Raw genomic sequence first — 25,716 nt, forward strand, 5'->3', positions numbered from 1 at the left:
TTAAGATCAGCCTTTTACCGCGCCCGCTGTCACGCCCTTGGTAATCTGTTCGTTGAAGAGAGCGTAGATGACAATGGCCGGGATCGATGTCAGCACCATAACCGCAAATTGTGAGCCGTAGTCTGAGGAATACTGGCCGGCGAAGTTCATGACCGAGAAGGGCAGCGTCTTCAGCGCATCCTTGCTGAGGAAGGTCGATGCCATGATGAATTCATTCCAGCAGTTCAGGAACGTTGTAACGATGACCGTAACCAGTGCAGGCGCGGTAAGCGGTGCAATGATCTGGAAGACAATCCGGTAAATATTCGCGCCGTCTACTACAGCGGACTCTTCCATAGCTTTTGGAATACTCCGCATGAAGCCGGTCAGGATGAAGGTCCCCAGCGGTACAGACACTGCGGTGTAGGGCAGGATCAGCCCGAGATAGGAATCCGTCAAGCCCAGCGCCTTGAAGATGGCAAAGTTAGGCAGGAGAGTCGCATGGATCGGAATCATAATCCCCAGCAGGATAATGGTGAAGAAGATGGGACGCAGCTTCCACTGCATACGGGTAAAGGCATAGCCCAGCGTAAGGGACAGAATCACCGTTAACAGAATGGTCACTGAGGTAACCAAGACACTGTTAATGAAGTAACGCAGGAATTTGCCGTCCACCCAAGCATTGATATAGTTCTGCCACTGCGGATCACTTGGCCATTTCAGGACGCTGGAGGAGTAGAACTCATTGCTGCTTAAGAATGAGAAATCAATCAGCCAGATGAGCGGGAACAGCTGGACCAGGGCGACGATCAGGAAGAACACCCATAGTATGGTTTTTGTGCTTTTTGTCATGGTGATTCCTCCTTAGAATTCCGTCGCATCACTGCGGGTCAATTTATTACTGAGATAGGTGGCTAGCAGGCAGACAATGATGAACAGAATCGAGATGGCGTTGGCATAACCATATTGGCTGGCCGAGAACGCCTTGTTATAGAGATACACAGCCAGGAATTGGGTGGAATCGCCGGGACCGCCGTTAGTGGTCAGGAACACGGTTTCCATCTGTTTCAAGGCGGTAATCATAGCCAAAGTAATCTGCACCGTAATAACCGGTGACAGCAGCGGAACGGTAATCCGCCAGTGCAATCGGAAGCCGGAGGCTCCGTCCAGTGAAGCGGCTTCATACAAATCATCGGGAATGCCTTTGAGTCCTGCATAATAGAACAGCAATCCCCAGCCGAAGCCGGCCCAGATCAGGATGAACAGCATGGAGATCAGCGCGGTGCTGCTATCCCCCAGCCAAGCGTGCTTAAGGAAGCCGAGTCCCAGGGAATCGAGCATTTTGTTGAAGGCGCCGAAGGTAGGGTCCAGCAGGGACAACCACATTTTTGAGATAACGACTACAGAAATGACGCATGGGATGAAGAAAATCGTTCTGAACCACTTCTCTGCCTTACCGCCCAGGCGGTCCAGCATTATGGCAAAAAAGATGGCAATCGGATGTTGGATCAGGATAAAGCCCAGACCGAGCAGTACGGCATTTCTAAGTGCCAGCCAGAACCGTGAATCGTGGAACAGCAGCTCCGTATAGTTGGCGAATCCGATGAATGCCGAGGGCGTTCCCGGAGACAGGGTGTCTCGGAACGAGTAATACGCGCTGAGTACAATCGGCACGAGAAAGGTCAGGGAGAACAGGAGAATCCCCGGAAAGACGAATAGAAAGATTGCCATTTTGTTATTAAATACTTTTTGCATGGAAGTCACAGCTCCATCCTTAAGATTAGAGAGGGGCAAGAATGCTTCCCGCCCCGTCTCCTTTCACTCTCTATAGTGGTGATCTATTATTGGTATCTGTTATTGTGTTTCCGCAGCCTTCTGAAGATCAGCCAGCAGCTGCTGCGGTGTTGATCCGCCAGCGAAGAACTTGCCGAAGGCATTCTGTGCATCATCCTTGAACTTAGGCGTTCCGGAGTCAAGAGCGATAGAACCTGCTGTGCTGGTTGCTCCAGTCAGAACCTCTGTCAGTTGCTTCTGCAGCTCGCTCTCTTTGCCGCTAAGCTCATACTTCTGTGCCGGTACAGCCGCTCCGGTATCCCATACAATCTTGGCCCACTGATCGGCGGACATCATATAGTCGAAGAACTTCTTGGCTTCTTCAGGATGCTTCGAGCTGCTGACCAGCGAGTATCCGCCGCCGTTCCAGGCCAGAAGATCGGTGTCCTTGCCTTTGCCGCCCTCGACAACCGGGAATTTCAGCACATTCACATTGTTGCGGAAGTCTTCCGGCAGCTTGTCATTGGTAGCCATACCCGCTTCCCAGGAGCCCATATACCACATGGCTGCACGGCCTTGCGTGAACAGGTTCTGCGAGGCGCCGTAGTCTGCTGTCATGAACGATTCCTGGAACAGCTTGGTGTCTCTGGCTTCTGCCAGCAGCTTAGCCGCAGCTAGGAAGTTCTCATCTTCGGTGAAATTCTTCTTCTTCGCTACCGCATCCAGCATCAGGTTCTGATCACCGGTGAGGCGTACGACAAGATCCTGGAAGAAGGCCGCGAAGCTCCACAGGTCCTTACCATTCATCGACATCGGCTCAATGCCTTTGGCGCGGAACTGCTTGCCTGCTTCCAGTAACTCGGCGTAGGTAGTCGGAATCTTGATGCCATTGTCATCGAACAGTTTTTTGTTATAATAGATCACTTCATAATCACTGTTGCGGGGCAAGCCATAGAGCTTGTCGTTGAAGGTGAACGATTTGTACACGCCCGGCAGGAATTTGTAAGTATCTCCTTCGTATTCCGCAGGGTTCAGCTCTTTCACATAGCCGGCTTGTACCAGTGTATTCAGCTCTGCTCCGCCGTGAACCATCGTGACGTCCAGCGATTCGTTGGAGGCCATGTACGCCTTCAGCTTGTTTTTGAACGGCTCCTCGGCGAGGGTTTCGATATCGATCTTGACATTGGGATTCGCTTTGATATAGTTGTCGATTACCATTTGCTCTGCCAACCCCTGGCCGGATTTACGGTCGGGAAGGTTCGAGAACAGACGCAGCGTTACTTCCTTGTCCGCAGAGCCGGTTGTGCCGCCGTTCGTGCTGCTGCCTGCATTATTGTTCTTGTCATTGCCGCCTCCGCATGCGCTAAGCACCGAGACTGCCGCAAGGGCCGTAACCAGCAGTATATTACGTGTGGACTTTGAATTCATAACCATGTGATTTCCCCCTATTTGTTATTGATCGTGGGTTGCCTTCTTTGTTTCTGAACACATCGTACCAGAGCACCTGAGTCAGGGTCAGTAGAGAAAAAGAGAGTAATGTTGAAAATTGTCGACTTCGCTTGCCAGCTCCCTTGTGTATACCCGGCATTGCGCATAAGATAAAAAACAAAAAGGTTAGTGATCCTGTGCTGCGCTACTACTTGAATATGAACCTGCGATACAAGATAACCATACTGATCTTCCTGCTGATTACCGGGGTGGCCTGCACGCTGGGCGCCTACTCTTATAACATCTCCAAGCAGCAGATCATTAACAAGGTGAGCAACTCCAACCAGAGTGTGCTCAAGCAGATTGACAGTAATCTCGCCCGTATGCAAAAGACGTTAGCCGACTGGGTCACCGTATTCAGCCTCGCTCCAGTCGTCCAGGACACGCTGAGAAGCAATCCCCCGGATTCGGCGAAGATCGAGAACCAGCTCTATAACGGACCCACCGCATCAATCATGAACCAGATGCTGGTGACCGGAAACTTCGACTATCTGGCTCTGTACGGCAGCTTGTCCGAGCCGTTGTTTCAGGTTGCTACCGATGACAGCAGCGGTGCGTATAGTTTGAGCAAAATTACCTCAAATGATACTTATAAACAGACCGTTGCCTTAAACGGTGCCTCCTACTGGTTCCCGCTGACGGAAGAGAATAATGTATTCATTCAGAGCAACCGCAATGACAAGCTCGGCATGACCCGGATTATCCGCGATATTGTGAACGGAAACCGGATCGGCTTTGTGTTCGTCGGCATTAATCTGGAGACCATCCGCAGAACCTATCTGACGAATCTGTATGACAAGGATCACGGCATCCTCATTCTGAGTGAGCGGGGCGAACAGCTGCTGTCGGCAGGCAAAGAGACCTATAGCCCCGAAGCTGTAGACTTCGTGATGAAGCAGGCCAAGGCCGGTATTCTGTCCGGCAACACCATCGTCAGCCTGGAGGGCAAGGATACGCTGCTGAATTACAACATCAACGAAGATGGCTGGATCACCCTATACAGTGTTCCGCTCCGTTCGCTGACTGGGGAGCTTAATTCCATCAAATCGGCAGTGCTCGTGATGGTATTAGCCAGTCTGGTGCTTAGTGTTCCTCTGCTGATGTTATTCTCCTCCTTCCTGACAGCGCCGATCAAGACGCTGCTGCTGTCCATGCGGCGCTTCCAGAACGGGCAGTTCGAGGAGAAGGTGGAGATCAAATATTGGGATGAGATCGGCCAGCTGAGCCGGGGCTACAATAATATGGTCGGCAACATCAAGGCGCTGGTCGACGATGCCTATCTGCTGAAGCTGAAGGAGCAGGAGGCAGAGCTTAAGGCGCTGCAATCGCAGATCAATCCCCATTTTCTCTACAACATGCTCGACACGATCTTCTGGGAAGCAGAGGCGGCAGGACAGGACAAGATCAGCGAGATGGTGATCAACCTCTCCCGGCTCTTCCGGTTAAGTCTCAACCAGGGCAAGAGCTTCACCAGCGTAGCCAAGGAAAAAGAGCTGATTGAGCTGTATCTGTCGCTCCAGAAGATGCGGTTCCAGGAATCTCTCGACTATGTGATTGACATTCCTGAGGAGCTGTACTCCTATGTCATCCTGAAGCTCAGCCTGCAGCCGTTCATTGAGAACGCGCTGATCCACGGCATTGAACGCAAGCGCGGCGGCGGACGGGTAAGCATCAGCGGACAACGCACCGGAGATCAGCTGAGGTTCGTGATTGAGGATAACGGGGGCGGCATGAGCAGTGAGACGCTGCAAAAGATTCTGGCCATGCCTGACGAGACCGATGTGTACACTGCCCGGGATGTCGGCGGCTATGCGGTACAGAATGTCCAGGCACGGCTGAAGCATTTTTATAAAGGTGACTATGCCTTGAACTATACCAGTGTCCCCGGAGAGGGTACGCGCGTGGAGATCGTAGTTCCGGTTATAGTAAATGACATGCAAGAATAGACAAAGCAGGGTGAATAAACAATACGTATACAGATCGGAGGGGATGTCCCTTGTATAATATGATTATTGTGGACGATGAGGAGCGGGCGCGGGTAGGCATAAGGACTCTGATTGACTGGCAGTCGCACGGCATCCATATTGCAGGCGAAGCCAGAGACGGCCTGGAGGCCCTTGAACTCCTGGATACCTATGCCGTCGATATCATGCTAACGGATATCCGGATGCCGCAAATGGACGGCCTGGAGTTAATCAAGGTTGTCTCCGAGAAATACCCCAGCGTCAAATCGGTCATTATGAGCGGATTCGATGATTTCGCCTATGCCCAGCAAGCCATAAGATGCGGGGTCAGCAACTATCTGCTGAAGCCGAGCCGCCGGCAGGAGATTCTGAGCACCGTTCTGGCCATCACGGAGCAGATTCAATCGGAGAAGCTGGAGATTACTACGCTTGAGCATCTGCGGCAAGGCTTCCGGGAGAGTCTGCCCCTGCTGAAGGAGAAGACGTTAAGCCAGCTCATTCTCACCGAGAGTCCCGCGTATTCCCGGCTGCTGGCTAATCTCAAGATGAACCAGCTGGTTTTTCCCTATCTGCTGTACGGCATCATTCTGCTGCGGATCGACAATTTCCAGCTGCTGCATGAGAAGTATATGCATGAGGATACGGAGCTGCTGAAGTACGGGCTGAAGAATATTTGCGAGGAGTCGCTGCCGGAGGCTGTGCTATGTGTTGCCTTCGAACATCAGGACGATATTGTGCTAATTCTGAATATGGACGAGCTGCCGGATCAGGAGGAATTAAGTGGTTTTATCCGGATTATTCAGGAGAATATCGCCAGCTTCTTGAGGTTCACCGTATCCGCCGGGATCGGAAGTATCGACAAGAATATTGAGCATCTGCGCCACTCCTTCGTGGAGGCCTGCCTGGCCTTGAATACAACCAACTATACCGGCATCGCTAAAATCGTGGAGTACAGCGGAGAATTCGATGCCGAGTCCTCTCAATCCTCCTATCCTCTGCATGAGGAGCAGGAGGTGCTGAAGGCGGTACGCGGCGGTTCCCCAGCGGACATCGCCGATAAGCTGACGCTGTTCAACGTGGCCCTGCAGCCTGAGACGGTGTCCAGGGACCAGGTGATCAAGTCGAGCTTCGCGCTGTTCTTCGCCCTGTATAAATTATGTATTGAGAACAACGTCAACGTGAACAAGGTGTTCGGGCAAAATCTGACTGAGCTGATCCATGTCCTGTCCCGCTCCAGTCTGGATAACCTGTTCCAGTCGCTGTTGGAGACGGCCCAGCGGGTCAGTGAGCATCTGACGTCCAAAAAGAACAGCAACAAGCTGCTCGAAGCAGCCAAGAGCTATATCGGCGAGCACTTCATGAAGGATATCAACCGCGAGATCGTCGCCAGGGAGATCTATATTACCCCCGGATATTTAAGCCTGCTGTTCAAGCAGCAGCTTAAGATCAGCTTCATCGATTATCTGCATAAGGTCCGCATCGAGCATGCCTGCCAGCTATTCAAAGATCCCGGAATGAGGATCGAGGATATCGCTCTGCAGTCCGGGTATAACGATACGAAATATTTCTATCAGGTGTTCAAAAAGTATAAAGGCGTCACGCCCAATCAGTTCCGCAGCAATACGGAATGAGGGGAGCGGTTACAAAGGGTTCGCCGTGTCCCGATTAAGGCACCGTTGATAAGTGCTCGCCAAATGTATTCGGTTTTCCGCATACATTTGGTCCATGAGCATTGAAGGCCAGCTGCCTCTCCAACCGGAGCAGCAGCTGGCCTTCTTGCATGATGACGCTAAGAAGCCGATGCTGAACTATTAACCAAACTGCTGTGCTATTTACCAGAATGCTGTGCTATTGTACCGGAATGCTGATCTCTGTTCCGCTAGAGGTGAGCACCGTAATTCGCTCTCCGGCGAACTTGACCTTAAGCAAGGCTTCAGGGGTCTGCCCCAAAATCAGAGCGGGATTGCCTCCCCCATCCGCTGGCAGGTTCGCCGAAGGGTCGCCGTACACAGCCGAGGCCAGCCAATGAACCCCAGGCTCTAAGGAGACCGTTAAGGTTGGCAGTACCGTACGGGGACGAAGCAGGTTCGTATTCGCACTCGGCCAGATCAGCTCGGCCTTGGAGTAGCCGATCAGCCCCTTGATGCCGCTCGTTCCCCATGCTGTAGCTGCCGCTACGCCGATTCCGCTGAGCTGCTGGGCAGGCTCCGCTTCCTGGCCCAGCGCGAACCCGCCCTCGGCGGCATCCAGCGCCCGCCCTGTCTCCAGCCGATGAATGCGAATATGCCAGGGCAGACCCGCGATTACCCACGTGCGCACCTCAACGTCAGCCCAAGGCTTCCAGACCGACCGCAGGACGTTGTCCGTAATCTCCGATTCCAGATTCCGGCGCCGTACCCGGTAGAGGTTATCTCCTCTTTCGCTTAGCGCAAGCATGGAATCATAGGCTCCCTGTGACAATCCCCATTCTGAGCGGGGAACGCTGAACCCGAAGCCCGTGGAATAGACGAATTTCTCGTATTTGGCCGAGGTATGGGTATGCTCATTGGTGGACAGATGCCCGCTGTTGAAGGCGGCCACATGACCGGAAGCCGCTTCGCGGACCAGAACCAGATGCGGCGGATGCTGCACACTCACACCCGGAAGCTCCGGCAACGGCAGCTCCGGTTCGCCCCAGAACGGATGCTCCGTGCCAAGAGCGAGCGGCAGGAAGGTCTTCATCGCCCAGTAAGGCGAACCGGGAGCATTATAATTCTCTGCCACGACCAGATTCGGATACGTGTATCCTATCGTCAGCACACCTGCTGCATCGAAGATGGGCTGGCGGAACCACCAGCGCAAGTTACGCAGGATGATGCCTTTGACCACACCGGCAGGGAAGCCCTCCACCTCTGCATATGCCAGGGCACTCCAGAATGCAGACTGGGCGAACCGGTAGGCCAGACTGCGGCCGTAAGGAAGCGCTGCGCCGTCCGGGGTGAACCAGCCTATGAATTCGGCGGCGAACAGACGGGCGCGTTCTTTGAACAGATTGGAACGCTCCGGGTCTTCCCGTTCCATCAGCTTCGCATACAGCAGCGAATAGTAATGAATAGCGAAGGGTCCATAATAATCACAGTGTCCGTTAACGCCGTCGCTGTACCAGCCTTCTCCCAGATAGAACGCATCCATCCGTGTCAGGTTCTTCTCTAGCTGCACTGCATCATAGGGCCGTCCTACCGTGCGGAAGCCGACATTCACCAGCACATTGAAGAACAGCCAGTTGCAATCGTAGCAGGGACGGGAATTGATCTGGTTCAGCCAGTTGTATAAATGCTCCTGCTCCAGCGGAGCAAGCGGGGACCAGATATGCTCCGGTACAGCCGCCAGCGCGAAGCCGAAGGCGGCCATCTCGACCAGACGCTGGTCATAGTCCCTTACATCGCCCCAATATTCCTCATGGGCCGGATCGGTGCCGTGCCGGATGCCGTCCAGCACAGTGGCCCATAGCTCACTGTTCCCGCCTCCGGCGAGCAGTGGAATTAGTCCCCAGAGCACCCGGGAGAAGCCCTCCATTCCGGCGGTGGCTGACGGATAGCTCGCTCCCGTAATCCCGATCTCAAGTCTGGCGCTTCCGCTGCTATAGAGCGGCCGAAGCGGCTCTGTCAGCTGCTCAAGGGCAGCCAGCAGGTCGTCCCGGGTCTTCAGCGGATTGCTCTGAATCCCCAGCTTGCCTATCGCCGGATCGCCTGTCCCCAGATTTCCAATTACCGGAGTCAACTTGTTGTTCGTCATTATCATACTCCTCCTACTCCCAATAGAACGGGCCTGCTCCCTTGATCCGGGCCAGTGCCTCAACATAGAAGAAATCGCCGTAGATCAGCGGCACATCAATGTTCCGGTCCTCAGGATAGTTACTGGTGCCGTGAAACAGCAGGCCTTGTTCGCCGGGATTGTCCCAAGTTCCGTAGTTGCGGTAGAGAGATTCCGTAATTCTAAGCGCCCCGTTCCGGTAAACATGAGCCTCTGATTCTTCCACCAGCCCGGCCAGCAGCAGCAGACCGCTCGCCGCGCAGGAACCGGCTGAAGTATCGCGGATCTCGCCAACATCGCCGGGAGCGCGGAAATCCCAATGCGGCACCTGATCCTCCGGCAGCCGGGTCAGGAAGAAATGCGCAACCTGCTTGGACGCATGCAGGTAGCACAGCTTGCCCGTATGGTGATAGGCCAGCGCCAGCCCGTATAGTGCCCAAGCCGCGCCGCGCGACCAGGCCGATTCCGGCGCATAGCCCTGTCCGCCCAGCTTCTCTACCACTTCGCCCGTCTCCGGGTTGAAGTTGACAATATGATAGACGGAGCCGTCCGGCCGGATGAAATGCTCCAGCACCGTATCCATATGCGCCTCCGCGATATGCCGGTAACGCGGGTCTCCGGTGACCTCGGAGGCCCAGAACAGCAGGCTGGTGTTCATGCTGCAGTCAATAATGGCAACCCCGCTGTTGTCCTCGCCTTCTCTCCAGGGATTCCAGGCCCGGATATATCTGCCCTTCAGGTTGAAGCGGGCGGCCAGATAGTTGGCGGCCTTCAGCCCGCGGACCCGTGATTCTTCACTGCCCGTCAGCTTGTAATTGGCAACGCTGGTCAGCAGCCACATGAAGCCAAGGTCATGGTCCAGCTTCACATAGCCGTCCAGCACCTCATCCAGCCGCTCCTCGCAGCGCTCGGCTACTGCCTTCAGGCTCTCATCGCCGCTCCCGGCATAGAGCTGCCAGAGCAGGCCCGGCCAGAAGCCGGCGGTCCACCAGCTTGGTACCTCCAGGACATACTTGCCGCCTTGACTGGCATGCGGGAATTCGGCCCCGATGCTGATACTGTTCGTTCTCGTCTTCTCCAGCGCCTTGCTCCAGGCCTCATCTACCCATGTCTGATCTATGGTTCTGCTCATTTGAATCCCGCCTTTGTGTGAGTAATGTACCCGTGCCGTGCGTCTTACATAAATTCAAAAGTAAACACCAACACGCCCTCTGCTCCGGGCTGGAGAACCTGGAAGTCCAGGCTATGCCACACTGTGTCCTGGCCATAGTGGTCCTGGTACACATGTGCGGTAATCTCCGGCCGGACGATCTGCGGATCGTAGGTTACCTGGACGCCATGTCCATCAGCGCCCGGTAGCAGTACTTGCCGTGGACCGGTCAACTCCGGTCTGCGCCACGTTACGAAGCGTTCCGTCCAGCTTGCCGGGGTTCCGTCATAGCGATAGGTGTCGGTCAGCTCAAGACGGGGCAGCTCCTCCTTATGCCAGACCAGCGAACGGACCAGGGATTGCAGTCCGGCTACCGGGTACGCCCGGGCCAGCTCCAGCGTCAGCTCATCCTTCACCGCCGCTGCTGATGCATGCAGCACTGTAGTCTGGAACTCCCGTCCTGCCCCCTGGTACTGGCCGTCAATAATCGGCACGCTGTGGCCCTGCGACCCGTTGCAGTCATAGCCGTAACGGCCGGTCCCGAAATAGTCCGCCGTGTACTCTCCGCTGCCCAGATCGGCCGCAAAAATCTCCCCCCGGCCGCTCAGAATAAATTGGCCCAGGTCATTATGGTTATGCGGCTCGTCGTTGTGGCCGCCCTTGGCCGCGAAGCCGAAGGCACCCGCAGCAGAGACATGACGCGATACGAGCCAAGCGGCATCGGGCAGATAGCTGCTGCCAGCCTCCCAGGACTGGTTCTCCTTCCCGGCTCTTGTCCAGATCAGATTGCGCAGCGCCGGTGCGAAGCGGCTGCAGTGATCCTCCGTGAACGGGGCACGCAGTGCAGACGGCGGGCGCAGGACATCCGGATAGACATCCGCCAGATAATGGGAGAGTCCCATATGCACCCGCACGCGGGGTACTGAATCGGAGAAATTGGCGACATAGCTGCCATCAATGAAGCATTGCTGCTGGAAGCGGGCGATCTGTGCCACCTTCTCCTGCTTGAACCAGTCCAGCCTGCCTCCGCTTCTTGCACGGAGCAGATCGCTGTAATAAGTGAAATAACCAAACCCGTAATTCCAGTAGCCCAGCCCCTCCTGGCAGGCCCCGTCTTCCCCAAATCCATGCAAATAATAATTCATACTGCTCTCTGTCTTCAGGAGGATCTCCGCCAGCATATCCTTATCCTTCACTAGCAGTAGTGCAGCCGCACCCACAGAACCCGCACAGACCGCCGCCCAATTGTGAGTCGAGGTCTCCCAGAAATATGGGCCATGCGCCAGGAACGGCCGGAAAATTCTACGCTCCACCTCACTCCGTATCCGGGAGCGGAGCAGCAGCGGGAGACGCTCCCCGAGCAGCAGCAAACACTCGCTTAAGGTAAAGCCTGTCTCGGAGGAGAACAGATCGATATGCCGGTTGATCTCAGCAACATCATGCTTCTCTGGAAGATGGGCGGGAACACACCACGTGTACTCATCGCAGATCGCCCATAGAATATCTGCAAGCTTCTCCAGAGCTGCTGCGTTCTCCGGCTCCAGCAGACTAAGGAACACATACGTATTCAGCCTTCTTCTCCGTTCAAAATAAGGCCGCTCATACTCCAGTCTCGACCCCGTCTGCCGGAAAAGGGTAAACAAACTATACGTCAGCAGCGGTATAGGCTGCCCTTCCAGCCGCTGTGCTTCTGCACGAATCTCACTAACACTGGCCTGCAAGACTTCAGAAGATGCCGCCTTACTCCAAAAAGCTGCCGAATCCCCTTGCGGATAATATAAGCTGAGATCTGCCGGCTTCATGTTCTCTACGATTGCCTTAAGTTCCTGTACGTTCATGCCTGAGCTTCCTCTCCTGTTCAGTCTGGCTGTATCCCTTATTCCAAAGCATGGTCCCGCATCACATTCTCGCCGTCTGCGATTCTCCGTGCCGTCCATTTCATGTCCTCTCCCGACCAGAAGGGATCAGCAGGAGGCAAGCCCAGCGGCAGGAAGACAGCAGCGCACAGATACAAACTGCCCGTATTAATGTAGCTCTCGGCCAGTTCCGGCTGATAACCGTAGATGCCCGGACGGAGCCAGCCGTTCTCATCCAGTGTGCCCGGATATTCCATGATCCGGCGGATCACGGCGGTCAAAGCGCAGCGCACCTGGGCCGGAGGCAGCGAGTCTTCGAGAAAATGCTGGAGCGCCGCCTGCGACAGCAGCTGAAATGCCCCGAACCGGTAGACAATCGAGCGCCCGAGGAACGGATATGTTCCGTCCGGGGCGATGCTGCGCTCCAGCACGGATGCATATCTCTGCGCCCGCTGCAGGACCAAGGGTCTAAGCCGGGCATACTCCTCATTCTCTTGTTCGAAAAGGGTAACAACATCCACCAGCATCGGCTGAATCACGAAGCTGTTGTAATAATCCCAGTGGAAGTCCTTCCCGTCCCCGTAGACTCCGTCACCCTTGTACCAGTCCATGAACATGTGGACTGCGTAACCGACCCGCATCCGGTCATACTCCGGGTCCTCCAGCAGGTATAAGGCTGCCTCCACCATCGCACTGAACAGCAGCCAGTTGCTGCCGCTGGGAGCGGTCCTCCGTGTCTGCTTAAGTGCAACAATCAGATGGCCTTTGACCCGTGCGTCCAGTCTGGATGTAATCGCTTTCGGTGCACGCACCAGAGCATGAGCCAGAAATGCCGCATCGACCAATGGCTGGCCTTCAGTCTTGAATTCCATATAGTCAGGCGACTGCGGATCGACCGCCGCATCGATCGCTCCCAGCATCAGCCCGGCATAACGGGCTCTTAAGCGCTCTTCTTCACCCTCAAGCCCCTGAAGCTCCAGCCAGGGAGCCATTCCGCAAGCCAGCCTTGCAAAAGCTTCCAGATGCGCAAACTGGCTGCGCTCGCTATGAAACTCCGTAGGTAACCACTCTTTCAGTTTCCGTGCGGCGAGCGCCTCCAGGACCGGCGTTCCAATCCGCAGCATCGTATCCAGCCAGTATTTACGCTGTTCTATCCCACTCATCCTAGTTCCACCCTCTCAGGTATTCTTCTTCTCTAGTGTATTGTGGTATTATTGCAATGTCTTTGCGAATAATGATGATTTATTGCGTATGTTGTGATCAACAAGAAAGGGGCTGTGACAATGAAGCATGCCCGGTATTATGAAACGTTCGACGGCGATATTCTGGCCGGTATCGGCAATTCTCCGATCTCGCCGACGAGGGATTTCCATATCCATGACCACTATGAAATCTTCCTGTTCCTGGGCGGCAGCGTGAACGGCTTCGTGGACCAGTACAGCTATCCGCTGGAGCGCGGCGACGTCCTGTTATTCAACAATCATGAGATTCATAAAATCATCAACCGCTCTCCCGAGCCTTATGAGCGGCTGACCATTCATTTCAAGGCACCGCTGGTCTATCCATTCTGTACGGCGACCACGAATCTGCTGGCCTGCTTCCAGAACCGCCAGCCCGGGGAGAATAACCTGGCCCGGATGGAGGAGCCGCTGCTCTTGGAGTATACCGCCCTCTCCTCCCGGCTGATTGCAGCCCTGGAGCGCAAGCAGTACGGCAGCGAGGTGCTGGCCCTGACGTATCTGATTCAGATTCTGGTGCTGATCAACGAGTTGTACAGCCGCACCCGTGCCGCCGTGCCCAGTATGATCTCCTCCCATATTCAATCTGCGATGAGCTACATCGACAACCACCTGCACCTGAATCTGTCGCTGGCGCATATCGCCGGGGAGCTGAATCTGGATAAATACTATCTCAGTCATCTGTTCAAGCAGCAGACCGGCGGAACCGTCTACCGTTATGTCCTGCTCAAAAAGATCGCGTTATCCAAGCAGCTTCTGTCCGCCGGCAACTCCGTGTCCGATACCTGCTACCTGTCCGGCTTCAATGATTATGCCAATTTCATCCGCACCTTCAAGAACATCACGGGCATCCCGCCGGGAAAATACGGCAAATAAAGACGGCAGCGCCTCTATTAGCTGCGCTGCCGTCTATGCGTAAGAATTACTGATTTTGTTGTTGCGGGATTAGCCGTGACTCCAGAGAAGTTTTGGACTTCCGGCCGCTGTTGTATTAGGATTTCCTGATTTGAACCGCTCTTCGCGGTAGAAATCCTAATACAAAGGCGGTCGCTATCGCTCCTCCAGTTCCAAAATTCCCCTCCGCCACTTTTCCCTTGACTCAAATTTTTAAAATCGATCTTTATACCGGCTGCCGCTACCGCTCCCCTCCCTTATACTCTGTAGGGCTAACGCCCGTATACTCCTTGAATACCTTGGAGAAATAGTGCTGGTCGCCGAAGGACAGCAGCTCCGACAGCTCCTTCACCTTCAGCTCCGGCCTGAGCGTGATCAGCCGGCAGGCTTCGGCAATCTTCAGCTGCATCGTGTAATGCACGAAGGTCTGGTGCGAATATTTCTTGAAGATCCTGCTCACATAGGAGGGACTTACATGAAACTTAAGCGCCACATCGGTGATGGAGAGCTGGGAGTACCTATGCTGCTGTAAGTACTGCTCGAGCTGCCCGAACAGCTCCTCGCCGCTCTTCTTCCGCTGCCGGAGCTCGGCAATGCCATCCGGCAGCTCCTTGGCAGTGCTTTGCTGCTCCTCCTGCTGCTCCTCCAGATGAGCGACCAGCCGCTGCATCACTTCGGCAAGCTGCTGCCGCTCCACCGGCTTCAGCAGATAATCGAATACCTGCAGATTCAGCGCTTTGCGCGTATACTCAAAGTCGCTGTAGCCGCTGATCAGCACCGCCTTAAGAGCCGGATTCACTAGCCTGCACTCCCCGATCAGCGCCAGCCCGTCCAGCTTAGGCATGCGGATATCGGTCAGCAGGATATCCACCGGGTTAGCCTTGATGTATTCCAGGGCATCCAGCCCGTTCGAGGCGGTAGCGGCGATGCGGACAGGCAGCTCCATGGACTGCATAAGAGCTTCGATATTCCGCAGAATCGGCTTGCTGTCCTCGGCAATGATAGCGGTATACATAGCGGTCCCTCCCCGGTTCTAGTAGAAGTCTTTACTCATAGATGCGATAATCTGGACCGTAGCCCCCTTTTCCCCGTCCAAGTGGTTGTAGATGTTGAAGAACAGCCGGTTCCTGTACATCAGCTTCAGCCGGTTCACCGTATTCACAATCCCCATATTGCCAATTCCTGAGGTATCATGCCGAAGCTCATTGACCCCGGAATCCGAGTCCTCAATATTGTCCAGAATCTCCCTGATCCTGCCCGGCGCGAAGCCTTCCCCGTTATCCCTGATTTCGATGGCCCACAGGCCGTTATATACCTTCACCCGCACCTCAATCCGCCAAGGAGGGTCCGTATTCTTAAAAGCATGCTCGATACAATTCTCCACGAATGGCTGAATCACCAGCCGGGGCAGCTCAATCTGCTCAAGCCCCCCGTACCCGTCAATCTCCCACTCCAGGTCATCCTCGAAATTATGCTGAATCAGGGACAAATAATGCTGCGTATGCTTCAGCTCCTCCGTCAACGCCACATGCTGATAAGGAGAGGACACAATATAGCGCAGACTGTCCGAGAGATGCTTGCACATTTCGGTCACCACGCTATTCTTCCCTTCCTGGGCGGCAATGCTGATCAGATACAGGACATTGTGGATAAAATGGGGCGCGATCTGGGCCTGTAAGGCGGAATTCCGCGATTTCACTTCTTCGTGCAGCGCAAGCTTTTCCCGTTCGATAGATTCCTGTAACCGTTCCAGCAGCTCCTGAAAAGCGCTATTCAGTTGAATCAGCTCATTGTTGTGGGTACGCGGGCCCGCCTTCATATTCAGGTTGCTGTAGTTCATCCGCAGAATCTGGCTGCGCAGCTTGCGGATCGGAAGCAGCAGGTTCCGGGTCGAGAAGTAGATGAAGATGAACGAGAACAGAATCAGCGCTGTGATCAGCAGAATAGAGATGTATTTCACCGAATTGACCGGGCCCAGCACCACACTCCTGGGATTAACCACAAAGGTAGTCCAGCCCGTCTCGGCAGAGCGGTGGTAAGCCACATAGTTCTGGCCGCTGCTCAGATAGATTCCGTTAGCTGCTGCAGATTCAGAGGGAGACGCTGCGAATTCCGGGACCTTCTCCCCTTCACGTAGTGCCGGAGAGCTGGAGACCAGCCGCTGCTCCTGATCCATAATATAGACCTTGCCGCCCGCCAGGCCCGCAGCAGATCTGTTCAAGTACCGCTGGTCCAGCTGCACCGCCAGATAGCCGAACACCTGACCATTCTGGTTCCTGATCGCCCGCACAAAAGATAGGGTATCCGCCCCCTGCCGGTACAGCGCGTAACCGCTTGCATTCCAGGTCGGCAGCTTGCTGCTCTCTTCCAGAAACGGCCTTAGCGACGCCGGGCTATCCGCGTATCCGATATAAGAGGCAACCCGCTCCCCTGTCAGATCATAGATCATCATATCCTCAATGTTCAGACTCGGCCCCAGTGCCTGGAACATGATGTCTTTAAGCCTGCGGCTTCGGGTCAGCCCTTCAAGGGTAAGCTGTGAATAATCACTGGCAGACAGGAGCGTGAACACCTCTTTGTTCGACAGAATCCGCTGAGAGAGCTGGTTCTGGTTATTGATATAGAGGTTCAGCTGATCGCTGACCTGGACAGCCGCCAGCTTCATTTCGTTCTCTGTCTTGTCCTTGAGCGGCTGGATCACCATATAATTCACATAGACCAGGAAGCAGCCCAGCACAATCAGCAGGAGCACCATGAAGGTGAAGAAGAACTTCGTTTGCAGACTGGCCTGAACCCTGCCTCCGCGCAATTTCTGAACAATAGTCGCCAAACCCGAGCCCTCCTTGAACCTTATGATGCTCTACTTTACAACCAAACCGGCAAATCGACAAGCACCCCTACGAGTTCAGAATATTACACAGAAAGTGTCAAGTACAAACATGTACCTTGCGCGGTACTCATTCTATAATCAAAAATGTAAACGGATTCAATCCACAGAAAATTTCACTACGGGGGCGATCACATGAGTACGCAGATGAAGAAAATCGCAACAGGCCTGCTTGCTGGAATCATGACCTTATCGCTGGCGGCATGCGGGTCTGACAATTCAGGCTCCGGCAATGCTTCGGCTACCAACAGCGGCGGAAACGGAAACAGCGGCAGTGGCAGCAGCAGCGGCAAAAAGGTAACCATCGAGCTGGCCATCTCCAAAAGCTCGCAGGATTCGGCGTTCGTGGCCCAGGATGTGCTGGATGAGTTCGAACAGAAAACCAATATCAAAGTGAATCTGCAGCTGCTTCCGGCAGAGCAGACCGCCACCGTACTTCAGACCAAGCTGGCCGTTGACGAGGTGCCTGACCTGATTCAATACAATCTAGCGAGTGCGACAACAGACCTTAACCTGGAGCGCAATTTCGAGATTCTGGATAACGAGCCTTGGGTGAGCCGGCTGCTGAATAAGGATGTGCTCTCGGCTTACGATCATGTCTACAGCTTCCATTACAGCCAGGATACAGGGATGCAGGGAGTCGTCTATAACAAGGATATATTCGCAGACCTGGGTCTTGCCATACCGAAGAATTATGAGGAATTCCTGGCTGTCTGCGAGAAAATCAAGGCCAGCGGCATCACGCCGGTCTTCATGCCGTTCAAGGATAACTGGGCGGCGAATATCTGGCCGGCTGCCGCTTTTGCCGACTGGGCGGCCAAGAACGAACCTTCCCTGTTCGAGGACATTAATGCCGGCCGCAAAAAGTGGTCCGATGTTCCCGAGTTCGCCACCTTCCTGGACCAGCAGTATGAGGTCTACAAGAAAGGCTACACCAACACTGACATCCTCAGCGACAGCTACGATATGGCCGTGGGCAAATTCCTGAAAAAGGAAACTGCCATGATGTTCATGGGAGACTGGCTGATCGTGAATGTGGCCGAGAAAGATCCGAATGTGCATCTGGGCCTGTTCGCCATCCCTTCCTCTGAAGATGCAAGTCTGGGCGCAAGCCCGCTGGGCGGCCAGTTGTTCATTCCGAAGAAAGCCAAGCATATGGATGAAGCGAAGAAATTCCTGGAGTTCCTCGCCACCAAAGAAGTTGCACAGAAAATGGTTGACAGCCAAGGTTCCGTCTCCAACTTCAGCGATGTCACTACGCCGAAGCTTCCCGATTACAAGCAGGAAATTGTCGATCAATATATCACACCGAAGAAGACTACGCTGACTACCGATGCTTACATGATCGTGGACCGCAGCGAGCTGTACCGTCTGCTTCAGGATGAGTTCGCCGGCGGTCTGGACGCTGCTGGCGTACTCAAGGCCTGGGATGAGAAATTCAGCCAGCTGATGAAGGACAAAGGCGTAGAGGGCTTTTAATTAGAGCGGATAACCATTACAACAGGCAGAATAAAGTCCGTCCGGGGCTTTATTCTGTTCCTGGCTATAGAGGAGTGTGAAGAGATGAAAGTATCCAAGAGACTATACTCGTATTACCTGATCTGGCCTGCGCTGTTGATCTATTCTGTGTTTTTCGTGCTGCCTGCGCTAACCGGACTCTTCTATTCCTTCACCGACTGGCGGCTGGACCGGGAAGCAGTCAAGTTCATCGGCTGGGACAATTTTGAACGGATTTTCACAGATAGAACACTACTACTTGCTATGAAAAATACAGCGATCTTCGCCATCGTTACCGTGCTCGGCAAAAATCTGCTCGGCATCGTGCTTGCGGTCGGCTTGAACATGAAGCTAAAATCCAAAAATCTGCTGCGGGCTATTTTTTACTCTCCGTCGATCCTAAGCGTTTTGGTTATTAGCATTGTGTTCACGCCCATGCTGCGCTCCGACGGAACGATTAACCGTATCTTCGAAGCTGTGGGGCTGCCTTCGCTGAGCCAGGCCTGGCTGACCAATCCGGCTATCGTCATCTGGACCGTAGCCTTCGTGTCCATCTGGCAGCATACCGGCTTCCAAATGGCGATCTACCTGGCCGGACTCCAGTCGATCTCCAAAGAATATTATGAAGCCGCCACCATTGACGGCGCCGGTTCCTGGCGCAGCTTCCGCAGTATCACGATTCCGCTGCTGCTCCCTGCGATCAACATCAATCTGATGCTTACCTTGATCGGCGGCCTCAAGGTGTTCTCCGAGGTATTCGTCCTCACAGGCGGGGGACCCGGCAACGCCTCCCAGGTGGTCGGTACGATCATCCTGCGCTCGTTCGGAGAGGGAAGCTGGGGGCTGGGCACAGCCGTCAACACCCTGCTCTTCGCTGCCGTAACCATCATCGCCATTCCCCTGCTGATCTTCATGCGGCGTAAGGAGGTATCGGAATAATGAGCTTTTCACGTAAAATGGCCTGGCGCAACTATGTGGTTGAAGGCCTACTGATCCTGGCCTCCCTGCTGATTATCCTGCCGCTGCTGATTATGATGTTCGGAAGCTTCATGACAAGCGCCGAGGTGCTGAAGTTCTCCTTGCGGCTCCCGGAGAAGTGGAACTTCTCCAACTATACAACGGTCTTCCGTGAAGGGGGACTGGGACGCGCGTTCCTGAACGGGATGCTGATTACCGGCGTCTCTTCTATTCTGAATATCTTCACCTCGTCGGCGGCCTCCTTCATTCTGGTGCGCCGGGAGACCAAATGGTCGAATTTCCTGTACATGTTCTTCTTCATGGGCTTGATCGCGCCGATGTCCACGATTACCACGATCCGTGTCGTACAGTGGATGGGCTTCTACGGCAGCATCACCAGTGTTATTCTGATCTACGCCTCGCTCAACACGGCGTTCAGCGTGTTCCTGTACAGCGGATTCATCCGCTCCATTCCGAAGGCGCTGGATGAGGTTGCTTTTCTGGAGGGCGCAAATACGTTCGATGTGTTCTTCAAGATCGTCACCCCGCTGATCGTCCCGGTGAACGCCACCGTAGCGATTATGGTCTTCATGTCCGTCTGGAACGATATCACCATTCCGCTCTATTTCCTGACCGACAGCTCGGACTGGACGATGCCGCTCTCGGTATACAATTTCTACGGTAAGTATAGCCGGGACTGGAACCTGATCTTCGCGGATCTGGTATTAACCTCCCTTCCCGTGCTGATCCTGTATATATTCTGCCAGAAGTACATTGTTAGCGGACTTACTGCGGGTGCGGTGAAGGGGTAACCTCTGCCCTTTTTGTGGCTTTCTTGGACGAATGGATTATTCGGGCCGGAGCATCAAGACATAACATACAGCAGACAACCTGATGCGGCCTCCGGACAAACCGGCGCGCCTGCCCATCCGGTTGTCCGTACGCCGGGCCCGGCGAGTCCACTAACCAGAAAGACATGAAAGGGGTTTTCATTCGTGAATACGAATATGGCAAACCGCAGAAGAAATCTAGCATCAAATATTAATCCTTACGTGTTTGCGAGTTATGAACTTACCTACTATTTTGGCTATGTCGCTGTCATTGATCCTGTATACAATAAGGTCATCAAACGGATTCCAGTAGGCCTTAACCCTGGTCCTATGTGCCTGAATTCAAGTGAGGATAAGCTTTACGTAGTAAATACGGGCCAGGATTCGGTCACTATCATTGATGCGTATACCTTTGACATTATCAAAACCGTTCACATTGGCTCTTCGTCCACCTATAGCGCTCCTGTTGCTATCTTCGCTGCTCCTAACGTGAACAAAGTCTATGTAGCCCATTCGGGTGACAAGGCCGTTACAATTATTGACTCCGTCACAGATACGGTTATTAAGCAAGTGGATTTGCCTAGCGGAAGCGGATACCCTTTTGCCTTTGCCGGTAAGGTGAACAGTCTCTTTGTCTTTGTTGCATGTAAGTCTAAAGATAATGATAAAGGCAATGTTGTCGCCATTGCTGTTGACGATGACACCGCCCATCCAGTTGGGGATGATACTCCGCTTGAATTTGACGGGATCCACAATCCCTTGACCGTGTACCCAGGCGGAGTGGAGCTAGTCACACTTGGGCCGACTGGCATGTTGACTCATTTTGAACCACTTACAATTGGTCCCTCCAAAACTTCAAGTCTGCTGGACAATACGGTATCCGGGATCTATCTGGATAATGATATGTTATTTTGCACCTCGCGAGAAGATAGAGCCTATCTGAAAAAATTCAACAACCTGTTCATGGACCAGCAAGGAAACATCACCCATGATCAATTCACAGAAATCCCCAGTTACAAAGGCCAGGATAAAATCCGTGTTACAAGTGATCAAAGTACGATTTGCATCACCATTCAACCCACCACTTTCCCGACAGGTGGTCTGCAAATTTACGATGTAAACGCTGCTAGCTCACGGTTTGTTCCGCTCCCTTATGTCGGTGATTTAGCACTTTACGATTACATCATTGCCTATGTAGGACAACTGACTTCGATTCAACCGATTGATTTGGGAAATCCAAGTAATCCCATTCCTGCTATTCCGATTGGCACAAGTCCCTCAGACCGCGTCAACGTGAAGAACATTATTTCCGGTTATAGCAATGAATCCTTGTAATGCACATTTAGTATAAAAATTGAGCTGTCGCTTCAAGTCGAGCTGGACTTGGGGGCAGCTCTTTTTTTTACCTTACTGGACATTAGGACTATTCGGGCCGGAGCATCCAGACATAACCTACAGCAGACAACCTGATGCGGCATCAAGGCACAGGACCGGTTCGTCTGCCCATCCGCTTGTCCGTCCGCCGGGCCCGGCGAGTCCACTAGCCAGATCTGCATGAAAGGGGATTTTATCTATGAATATGAATCGAACAGCAAACCGTAACCGAAATACACGGAGCGGCCTTTCTTATGTCTATGTGTCTTATGTAAGTATTAATAATAATGGATATGTCGCTGTTATTGATCCCACTACCGATCAGATCATCAAACGGATCTCGGCAGGCTATAATCCTACCGCTATGTGCTTGAGTCCCTCTGGAGATAAACTTTACGTGGCGGATGGCCTTGCGAATATGGTCTATGTCTATAGTACAGATACCTTTAACCTTATAGGTTCAGTTCCAGTTGACAACAAACCTGTTGCTATCCTCGTAGAGCCTAGCGGCAAAAAAGTCTATGTAGCCAACTATGGATATCCCTGCCTGACGATTTTTGATGCCATTACTCTTAGTTTCATTGGAAATCTTTATTCTGTAGACACGATGTCTTTCGCCATTTCGTGCAATGAGAATAGCCCTTACGTCTACGTTGCCTGCAACGAAATTCATCCAACAAGAGATTCTACTCTTGCCATTAGAATTATTAATAATGGACCTAATGTGGCGCTTGGCCCAGCAGGACCGGGCACTATACATGACTCGACCCGAAACTTCTTGACCGTTCACCCCAATGGACACACACTGGTCGAGCTTGGAAATATTGGAGCCCTTGATTTTCTTAGTCCTGATAATGGTTTAGTTGCAGCAGCACCGACTAGTTCGCTGGACAATACGGTATCCGGGATTTATCTGGACAACGGCTTGTTATTCTGCACGATGCGAGAAGAAAGGAACTTTTTGAAATTATTCAAGAACCTGGATATCGATGTGAATTCGAAAATCACCTATGATGATTACAAAGAAATCCCCAGTTACAAAGGTCAGGATAAAATTCGCACTTCGCTTACGCAAAAGTATATTGGCGTCACCATTCAAGCCACGGATCACCCGACGGGCGGGCTGCAAATCTACGATGTAGACCGTGCCACTTCCCGGTTTGTTGAGCTTACTTCCATTGGCGATCTTGCATTCTTCTCAGACACCAAAGCTTATGTGGGAGGATCTACCTCGGTTCAACCCATTGATCTGACCAGTGCAAGACCTCTAAATCCGATTACCATTGGGACAACGTACTTCAAAGTGAAGAATGTTATTTCCGGTTATAGCAATCAAACCTAAGGGTCATGTACGTTAACGTGGAGCTGTCTCTTCAAGTCGAAACTGACTAGAGGACAGCTCTTTTTTTGCCAGAAATGCATTGTTAGCGGACTTACGGCGGGAGGGGTGAAGAGGTAATCTCTGCCCTTTTTGTGGCTTTATTGGACAAATGGATTATTCGGGCCGGAGCATCCGGACATAACATACAGCAGACAACCTGATGCGGCATCCGGACAAAAACGGCGCGCCTGCCCATCCGGTTGTCTGTCTGCCAGGCCCGGTGAGTCCACTAGCTAGAAGCATATGAAAGGGGTTTTTCATTCGTGAATACGGATATGGCAAACCGCAGAAGGAATCTATCATCAGTTCATCCTTATGTGTATGCGAGTTATGAAGTTGGCTTTGATTTCGGATATGTCGCTGTCATCGATCCTGTACAAGATAGGATCATCGAACGGATTAGGGTGGGCAGCGTGCCTGGTCCCATGTGCATGGACCCCTCTGAGAAAAAGCTGTACGTCATTAATACCCGTGAAGATTCAGTCAGCATCATTGATCTTGATACCTTTAAGGTTCTCAATACCGTTCACATTGGCAATCCGTTCGTCAAGTTCTATCCTAATTCTATCTTCGCTGCTCCTAAGGGTAACAAAATATATGTAGCCCAATCAGATCCGGGCATTACCATTATTGACTTCCTCACAGATGAGGTTATTAAAGATGTGCAACTGGCAGGAGGGATTAATTGGCCTTTCGCCTTTGCTGGAAATGAGAACAGCTCCTTTGTCTATGCTGCCTGCCGGAGTAATGATGTTATCGCCATTTCCATTGACGACGATACCGTTCATCCCTATACAGACGGAATGGAGCTTACCTTTGACGGGAGCCGCAATCCCTTGGCCGTTCATCCCGATGGACACACCCAAGTCACGTTTGGACCTGCCGGTATGCTTACCTATTTTGACGAGGATTCTATTGGGTACTCCAGTACGTCAAGTCTGCTGGACAATACGGTATCCGGGGTCTACACGGACGACAAAAGATTATTCTGCACCATGCGCGAAGACAAAAACTATCTGAAAGTAATCGGTAATCTGGCCATTGATAAGAATGGAATCGTCACCCATAAGAGTTTTGCGGATTTCCCCAGCTACAAAGGGCAGGATAAAATCCGTCTTTCACGTACACAAGCTTATCTTGGCGTTACCGTTCAACCTACGGATTCCCCATTAGGCGGTGTGCAAATCATTGACTTACATGAAGGCTATAACCATTTGGTTGAACTTCCTTATGTCGGCGATATGGCGTTCTTCGATGATACCAAGATCTATGTGGGAGAAGGGACCTCCATTCGTCCAATTGATGTGGCAACCGCAACGGCGCTGCCTGCTATCGTGCTTGGGGTCGTCACGGATCGCCTCAAAGTCAATAATATTATTTCCGGTTATAGTAATCAATCCTTACAGTAAACAATTATACGGGTCAAAGAAAGGGGATTTCATCCATGAATCCGAACAAGGCAAACAACAGGAATTTACCCCCAGGTGACCCTTACGTCTATGTGACTTATGAAATTGACTATGCATTTGGATATGTCGCTGTTATTGATCATTGATACGGATACCTTTAACATTATCAAAACCGTTCGTGTTGGTACTGTTGGCAGCAGGGTTACCAATCCTGTTGCTATCTTCGCTGCTCCTTACGGTAACAAAGTCTATGTTGCCAATTCCGGAGATCATAACGTTACGATTATTGATACCAACACGGATACAGTTATAACCAATGTGGACGTCGGCCAAGGCAGACCTTTCGCCTTCGCGGGCAATGAGAATAGCGACTTTGTCTATCTTGCCTGCAAGGTTGCCGATAAAAAAGATTATGTAATCGCCATTACCATTGACGATGACAACTTTACCCGGTACAATTTGGGATTTGAACTTACCTTAGAAGAGACCCGCAACCCCTTAACTGTTCACCCGGATGGACACACGCAAATCACCCTTGGAACGATTGGCATGATTACCTATTTTGGAGATGATGAGATTGGCTTGCCTAACACGTTAAGCTTGCTGGACAATACGGTATCCGGAGTCTATCTGGACAACCAATTGTTATTCTGCACCACGCAAGGAGAAAGAGCCTATCTGAAACGATTTACTAATCTGGACATTGATTGGGAGAATCACATCACCTATGATAATTTCAGAGATGTCCCCAGCTACAAAGGTCAGGATAAAATTCGTGTGTCGCGTACGCAAGGCTATGTTGGCATCACCATTCAGCCCACTACTCTCCCAACCGGTGGCCTACAAATCTATAATGTAAACAGTGCCAGTTCCTGGCTTGTTCCGCTCTATTATGTCGGCGACCTGGCGTTCTTCTCAGACACCAAGGCTTATGTGGGGGAAGCAAATGCGATCCGTCCGATTGATCTGGCAACCGCTACGGCCCTGCCCGCTATCCCGATTGGGTTCCCGAACGACACTCGTATCACCGTCAAGAATATTATTTCCGGTTATAGCAATCAATCCTTATAGCGGATTAATCGACAGTAGGTACAACTTTCAAGCAACCGCTACCCACTTTCGGCGGATTCGGAGGGATTTATCCCTTTCATTTCAGTATGTATACGCAGAGCAGCGGTTCCCCAATACTGGAGAACCGCTGCTCTGTTTGACTTGTATAGTTAGTATGGAGTTAAGCCGGTAACTTA

At 52.6% G+C, this 25,716-nt stretch carries 19 protein-coding genes; 10 read left to right on the plus strand and 9 right to left on the minus strand.

Going from position 1 to position 25,716, the window contains the following annotated elements:
* Positions 1-6: 6 nt before the first annotated feature.
* The 3 genes from NST43_RS20955 to NST43_RS20965 all read right to left on the minus strand — a co-directional run bounded on the left by NST43_RS20955 (position 7) and on the right by NST43_RS20965 (position 3,186).
* Positions 7-831 (minus strand): carbohydrate ABC transporter permease, encoded by an 825-nt coding sequence (locus tag NST43_RS20955; RefSeq protein ID WP_209984762.1) that lies wholly within the window; start codon positions 829-831, stop codon positions 7-9.
* 12 nt (positions 832-843) lie between these two features.
* Positions 844-1,734 carry a sugar ABC transporter permease gene (locus NST43_RS20960; RefSeq protein ID WP_209984765.1) on the minus strand — a complete coding sequence of 297 codons (891 nt, stop codon included), beginning with the start codon at positions 1,732-1,734 and terminating at the stop codon, positions 844-846.
* Positions 1,735-1,833: 99 nt separating this feature from the next.
* Positions 1,834-3,186, minus strand: a complete 1,353-nt coding sequence (locus NST43_RS20965) for an extracellular solute-binding protein (RefSeq protein ID WP_339219152.1) — start codon at positions 3,184-3,186, stop codon at positions 1,834-1,836.
* A 212-nt stretch (positions 3,187-3,398) separates the two neighbouring features.
* On the opposite strand from NST43_RS20965, the gene NST43_RS20970 reads away from it, so the two are divergent.
* Positions 3,399-5,186, plus strand: coding sequence for a sensor histidine kinase (locus NST43_RS20970; protein ID WP_339219153.1), 1,788 nt, complete (start codon positions 3,399-3,401; stop codon positions 5,184-5,186).
* Between the two features lie 59 nt (positions 5,187-5,245).
* The gene (locus tag NST43_RS20975) at positions 5,246-6,835 is read left to right on the plus strand and encodes a response regulator (RefSeq protein WP_339225489.1); all 1,590 of its coding nucleotides are present in this window, start codon (positions 5,246-5,248) and stop codon (positions 6,833-6,835) included.
* A 217-nt stretch (positions 6,836-7,052) separates the two neighbouring features.
* On the opposite strand, the gene NST43_RS20980 is transcribed toward NST43_RS20975, so the two are convergent.
* The 4 genes from NST43_RS20980 to NST43_RS20995 are packed head-to-tail and all read right to left on the minus strand — an operon-like array spanning position 7,053 to position 13,165.
* Positions 7,053-8,978, minus strand: a complete 1,926-nt coding sequence (locus tag NST43_RS20980; protein WP_339219154.1) for a DUF2264 domain-containing protein — start codon at positions 8,976-8,978, stop codon at positions 7,053-7,055.
* A gap of 13 nt (positions 8,979-8,991) precedes the next feature.
* Positions 8,992-10,128 (minus strand): glycosyl hydrolase, encoded by a 1,137-nt coding sequence (locus NST43_RS20985; RefSeq protein ID WP_339219156.1) that lies wholly within the window; start codon positions 10,126-10,128, stop codon positions 8,992-8,994.
* Between the two features lie 44 nt (positions 10,129-10,172).
* Positions 10,173-11,984, minus strand: a complete 1,812-nt coding sequence (locus NST43_RS20990) for a heparinase II/III family protein (protein WP_209984784.1) — start codon at positions 11,982-11,984, stop codon at positions 10,173-10,175.
* Between the two features lie 38 nt (positions 11,985-12,022).
* Positions 12,023-13,165 carry a DUF2264 domain-containing protein gene (locus tag NST43_RS20995; RefSeq protein ID WP_339219157.1) on the minus strand — a complete coding sequence of 381 codons (1,143 nt, stop codon included), beginning with the start codon at positions 13,163-13,165 and terminating at the stop codon, positions 12,023-12,025.
* A 120-nt stretch (positions 13,166-13,285) separates the two neighbouring features.
* Here NST43_RS20995 and NST43_RS21000 point away from each other — a divergent pair, with 120 nt between their 5' ends.
* On the plus strand, positions 13,286-14,116 hold the full coding sequence (locus NST43_RS21000; RefSeq protein ID WP_339219159.1) for an AraC family transcriptional regulator: 831 nt from the start codon (positions 13,286-13,288) through the stop codon (positions 14,114-14,116).
* A gap of 259 nt (positions 14,117-14,375) precedes the next feature.
* On the opposite strand, the gene NST43_RS21005 is transcribed toward NST43_RS21000, so the two are convergent.
* Together NST43_RS21005 and NST43_RS21010 are read right to left on the minus strand one after the other, a co-directional pair.
* The gene (locus NST43_RS21005) at positions 14,376-15,149 is read right to left on the minus strand and encodes a response regulator (protein ID WP_339219161.1); all 774 of its coding nucleotides are present in this window, start codon (positions 15,147-15,149) and stop codon (positions 14,376-14,378) included.
* Between the two features lie 18 nt (positions 15,150-15,167).
* On the minus strand, positions 15,168-16,964 hold the full coding sequence (locus tag NST43_RS21010) for a cache domain-containing protein (protein WP_339219162.1): 1,797 nt from the start codon (positions 16,962-16,964) through the stop codon (positions 15,168-15,170).
* A 192-nt stretch (positions 16,965-17,156) separates the two neighbouring features.
* On the opposite strand from NST43_RS21010, the gene NST43_RS21015 reads away from it, so the two are divergent.
* From NST43_RS21015 to NST43_RS21045, 7 genes are all read left to right on the plus strand, one after another.
* Complete coding sequence (locus tag NST43_RS21015; protein ID WP_209984793.1) at positions 17,157-18,500, plus strand: ABC transporter substrate-binding protein; 1,344 nt, start codon at positions 17,157-17,159, stop codon at positions 18,498-18,500.
* An 84-nt stretch (positions 18,501-18,584) separates the two neighbouring features.
* Positions 18,585-19,457, plus strand: coding sequence for a sugar ABC transporter permease (locus tag NST43_RS21020; protein WP_209984795.1), 873 nt, complete (start codon positions 18,585-18,587; stop codon positions 19,455-19,457).
* On the plus strand, positions 19,457-20,287 hold the full coding sequence (locus NST43_RS21025) for a carbohydrate ABC transporter permease (protein ID WP_209984797.1): 831 nt from the start codon (positions 19,457-19,459) through the stop codon (positions 20,285-20,287). The genes NST43_RS21020 and NST43_RS21025 overlap by 1 nt, the downstream gene beginning before the upstream one ends.
* A 183-nt stretch (positions 20,288-20,470) precedes the next feature.
* The gene (locus NST43_RS21030; RefSeq protein WP_209984799.1) at positions 20,471-21,640 is read left to right on the plus strand and encodes a hypothetical protein; all 1,170 of its coding nucleotides are present in this window, start codon (positions 20,471-20,473) and stop codon (positions 21,638-21,640) included.
* 238 nt (positions 21,641-21,878) lie between these two features.
* On the plus strand, positions 21,879-23,021 hold the full coding sequence (locus tag NST43_RS21035; protein WP_036731609.1) for a YncE family protein: 1,143 nt from the start codon (positions 21,879-21,881) through the stop codon (positions 23,019-23,021).
* Positions 23,022-23,335: 314 nt separating this feature from the next.
* Positions 23,336-24,469 (plus strand): YncE family protein, encoded by a 1,134-nt coding sequence (locus tag NST43_RS21040; protein WP_339219164.1) that lies wholly within the window; start codon positions 23,336-23,338, stop codon positions 24,467-24,469.
* A gap of 99 nt (positions 24,470-24,568) precedes the next feature.
* Positions 24,569-25,540, plus strand: a complete 972-nt coding sequence (locus NST43_RS21045; protein WP_339219166.1) for a hypothetical protein — start codon at positions 24,569-24,571, stop codon at positions 25,538-25,540.
* Positions 25,541-25,716: the final 176 nt, after the last annotated feature.

The organism is Paenibacillus sp. FSL H8-0332 (assembly GCF_037963835.1).
Taxonomy (GTDB): domain Bacteria; phylum Bacillota; class Bacilli; order Paenibacillales; family Paenibacillaceae; genus Paenibacillus_AQ; species Paenibacillus_AQ rhizoplanae.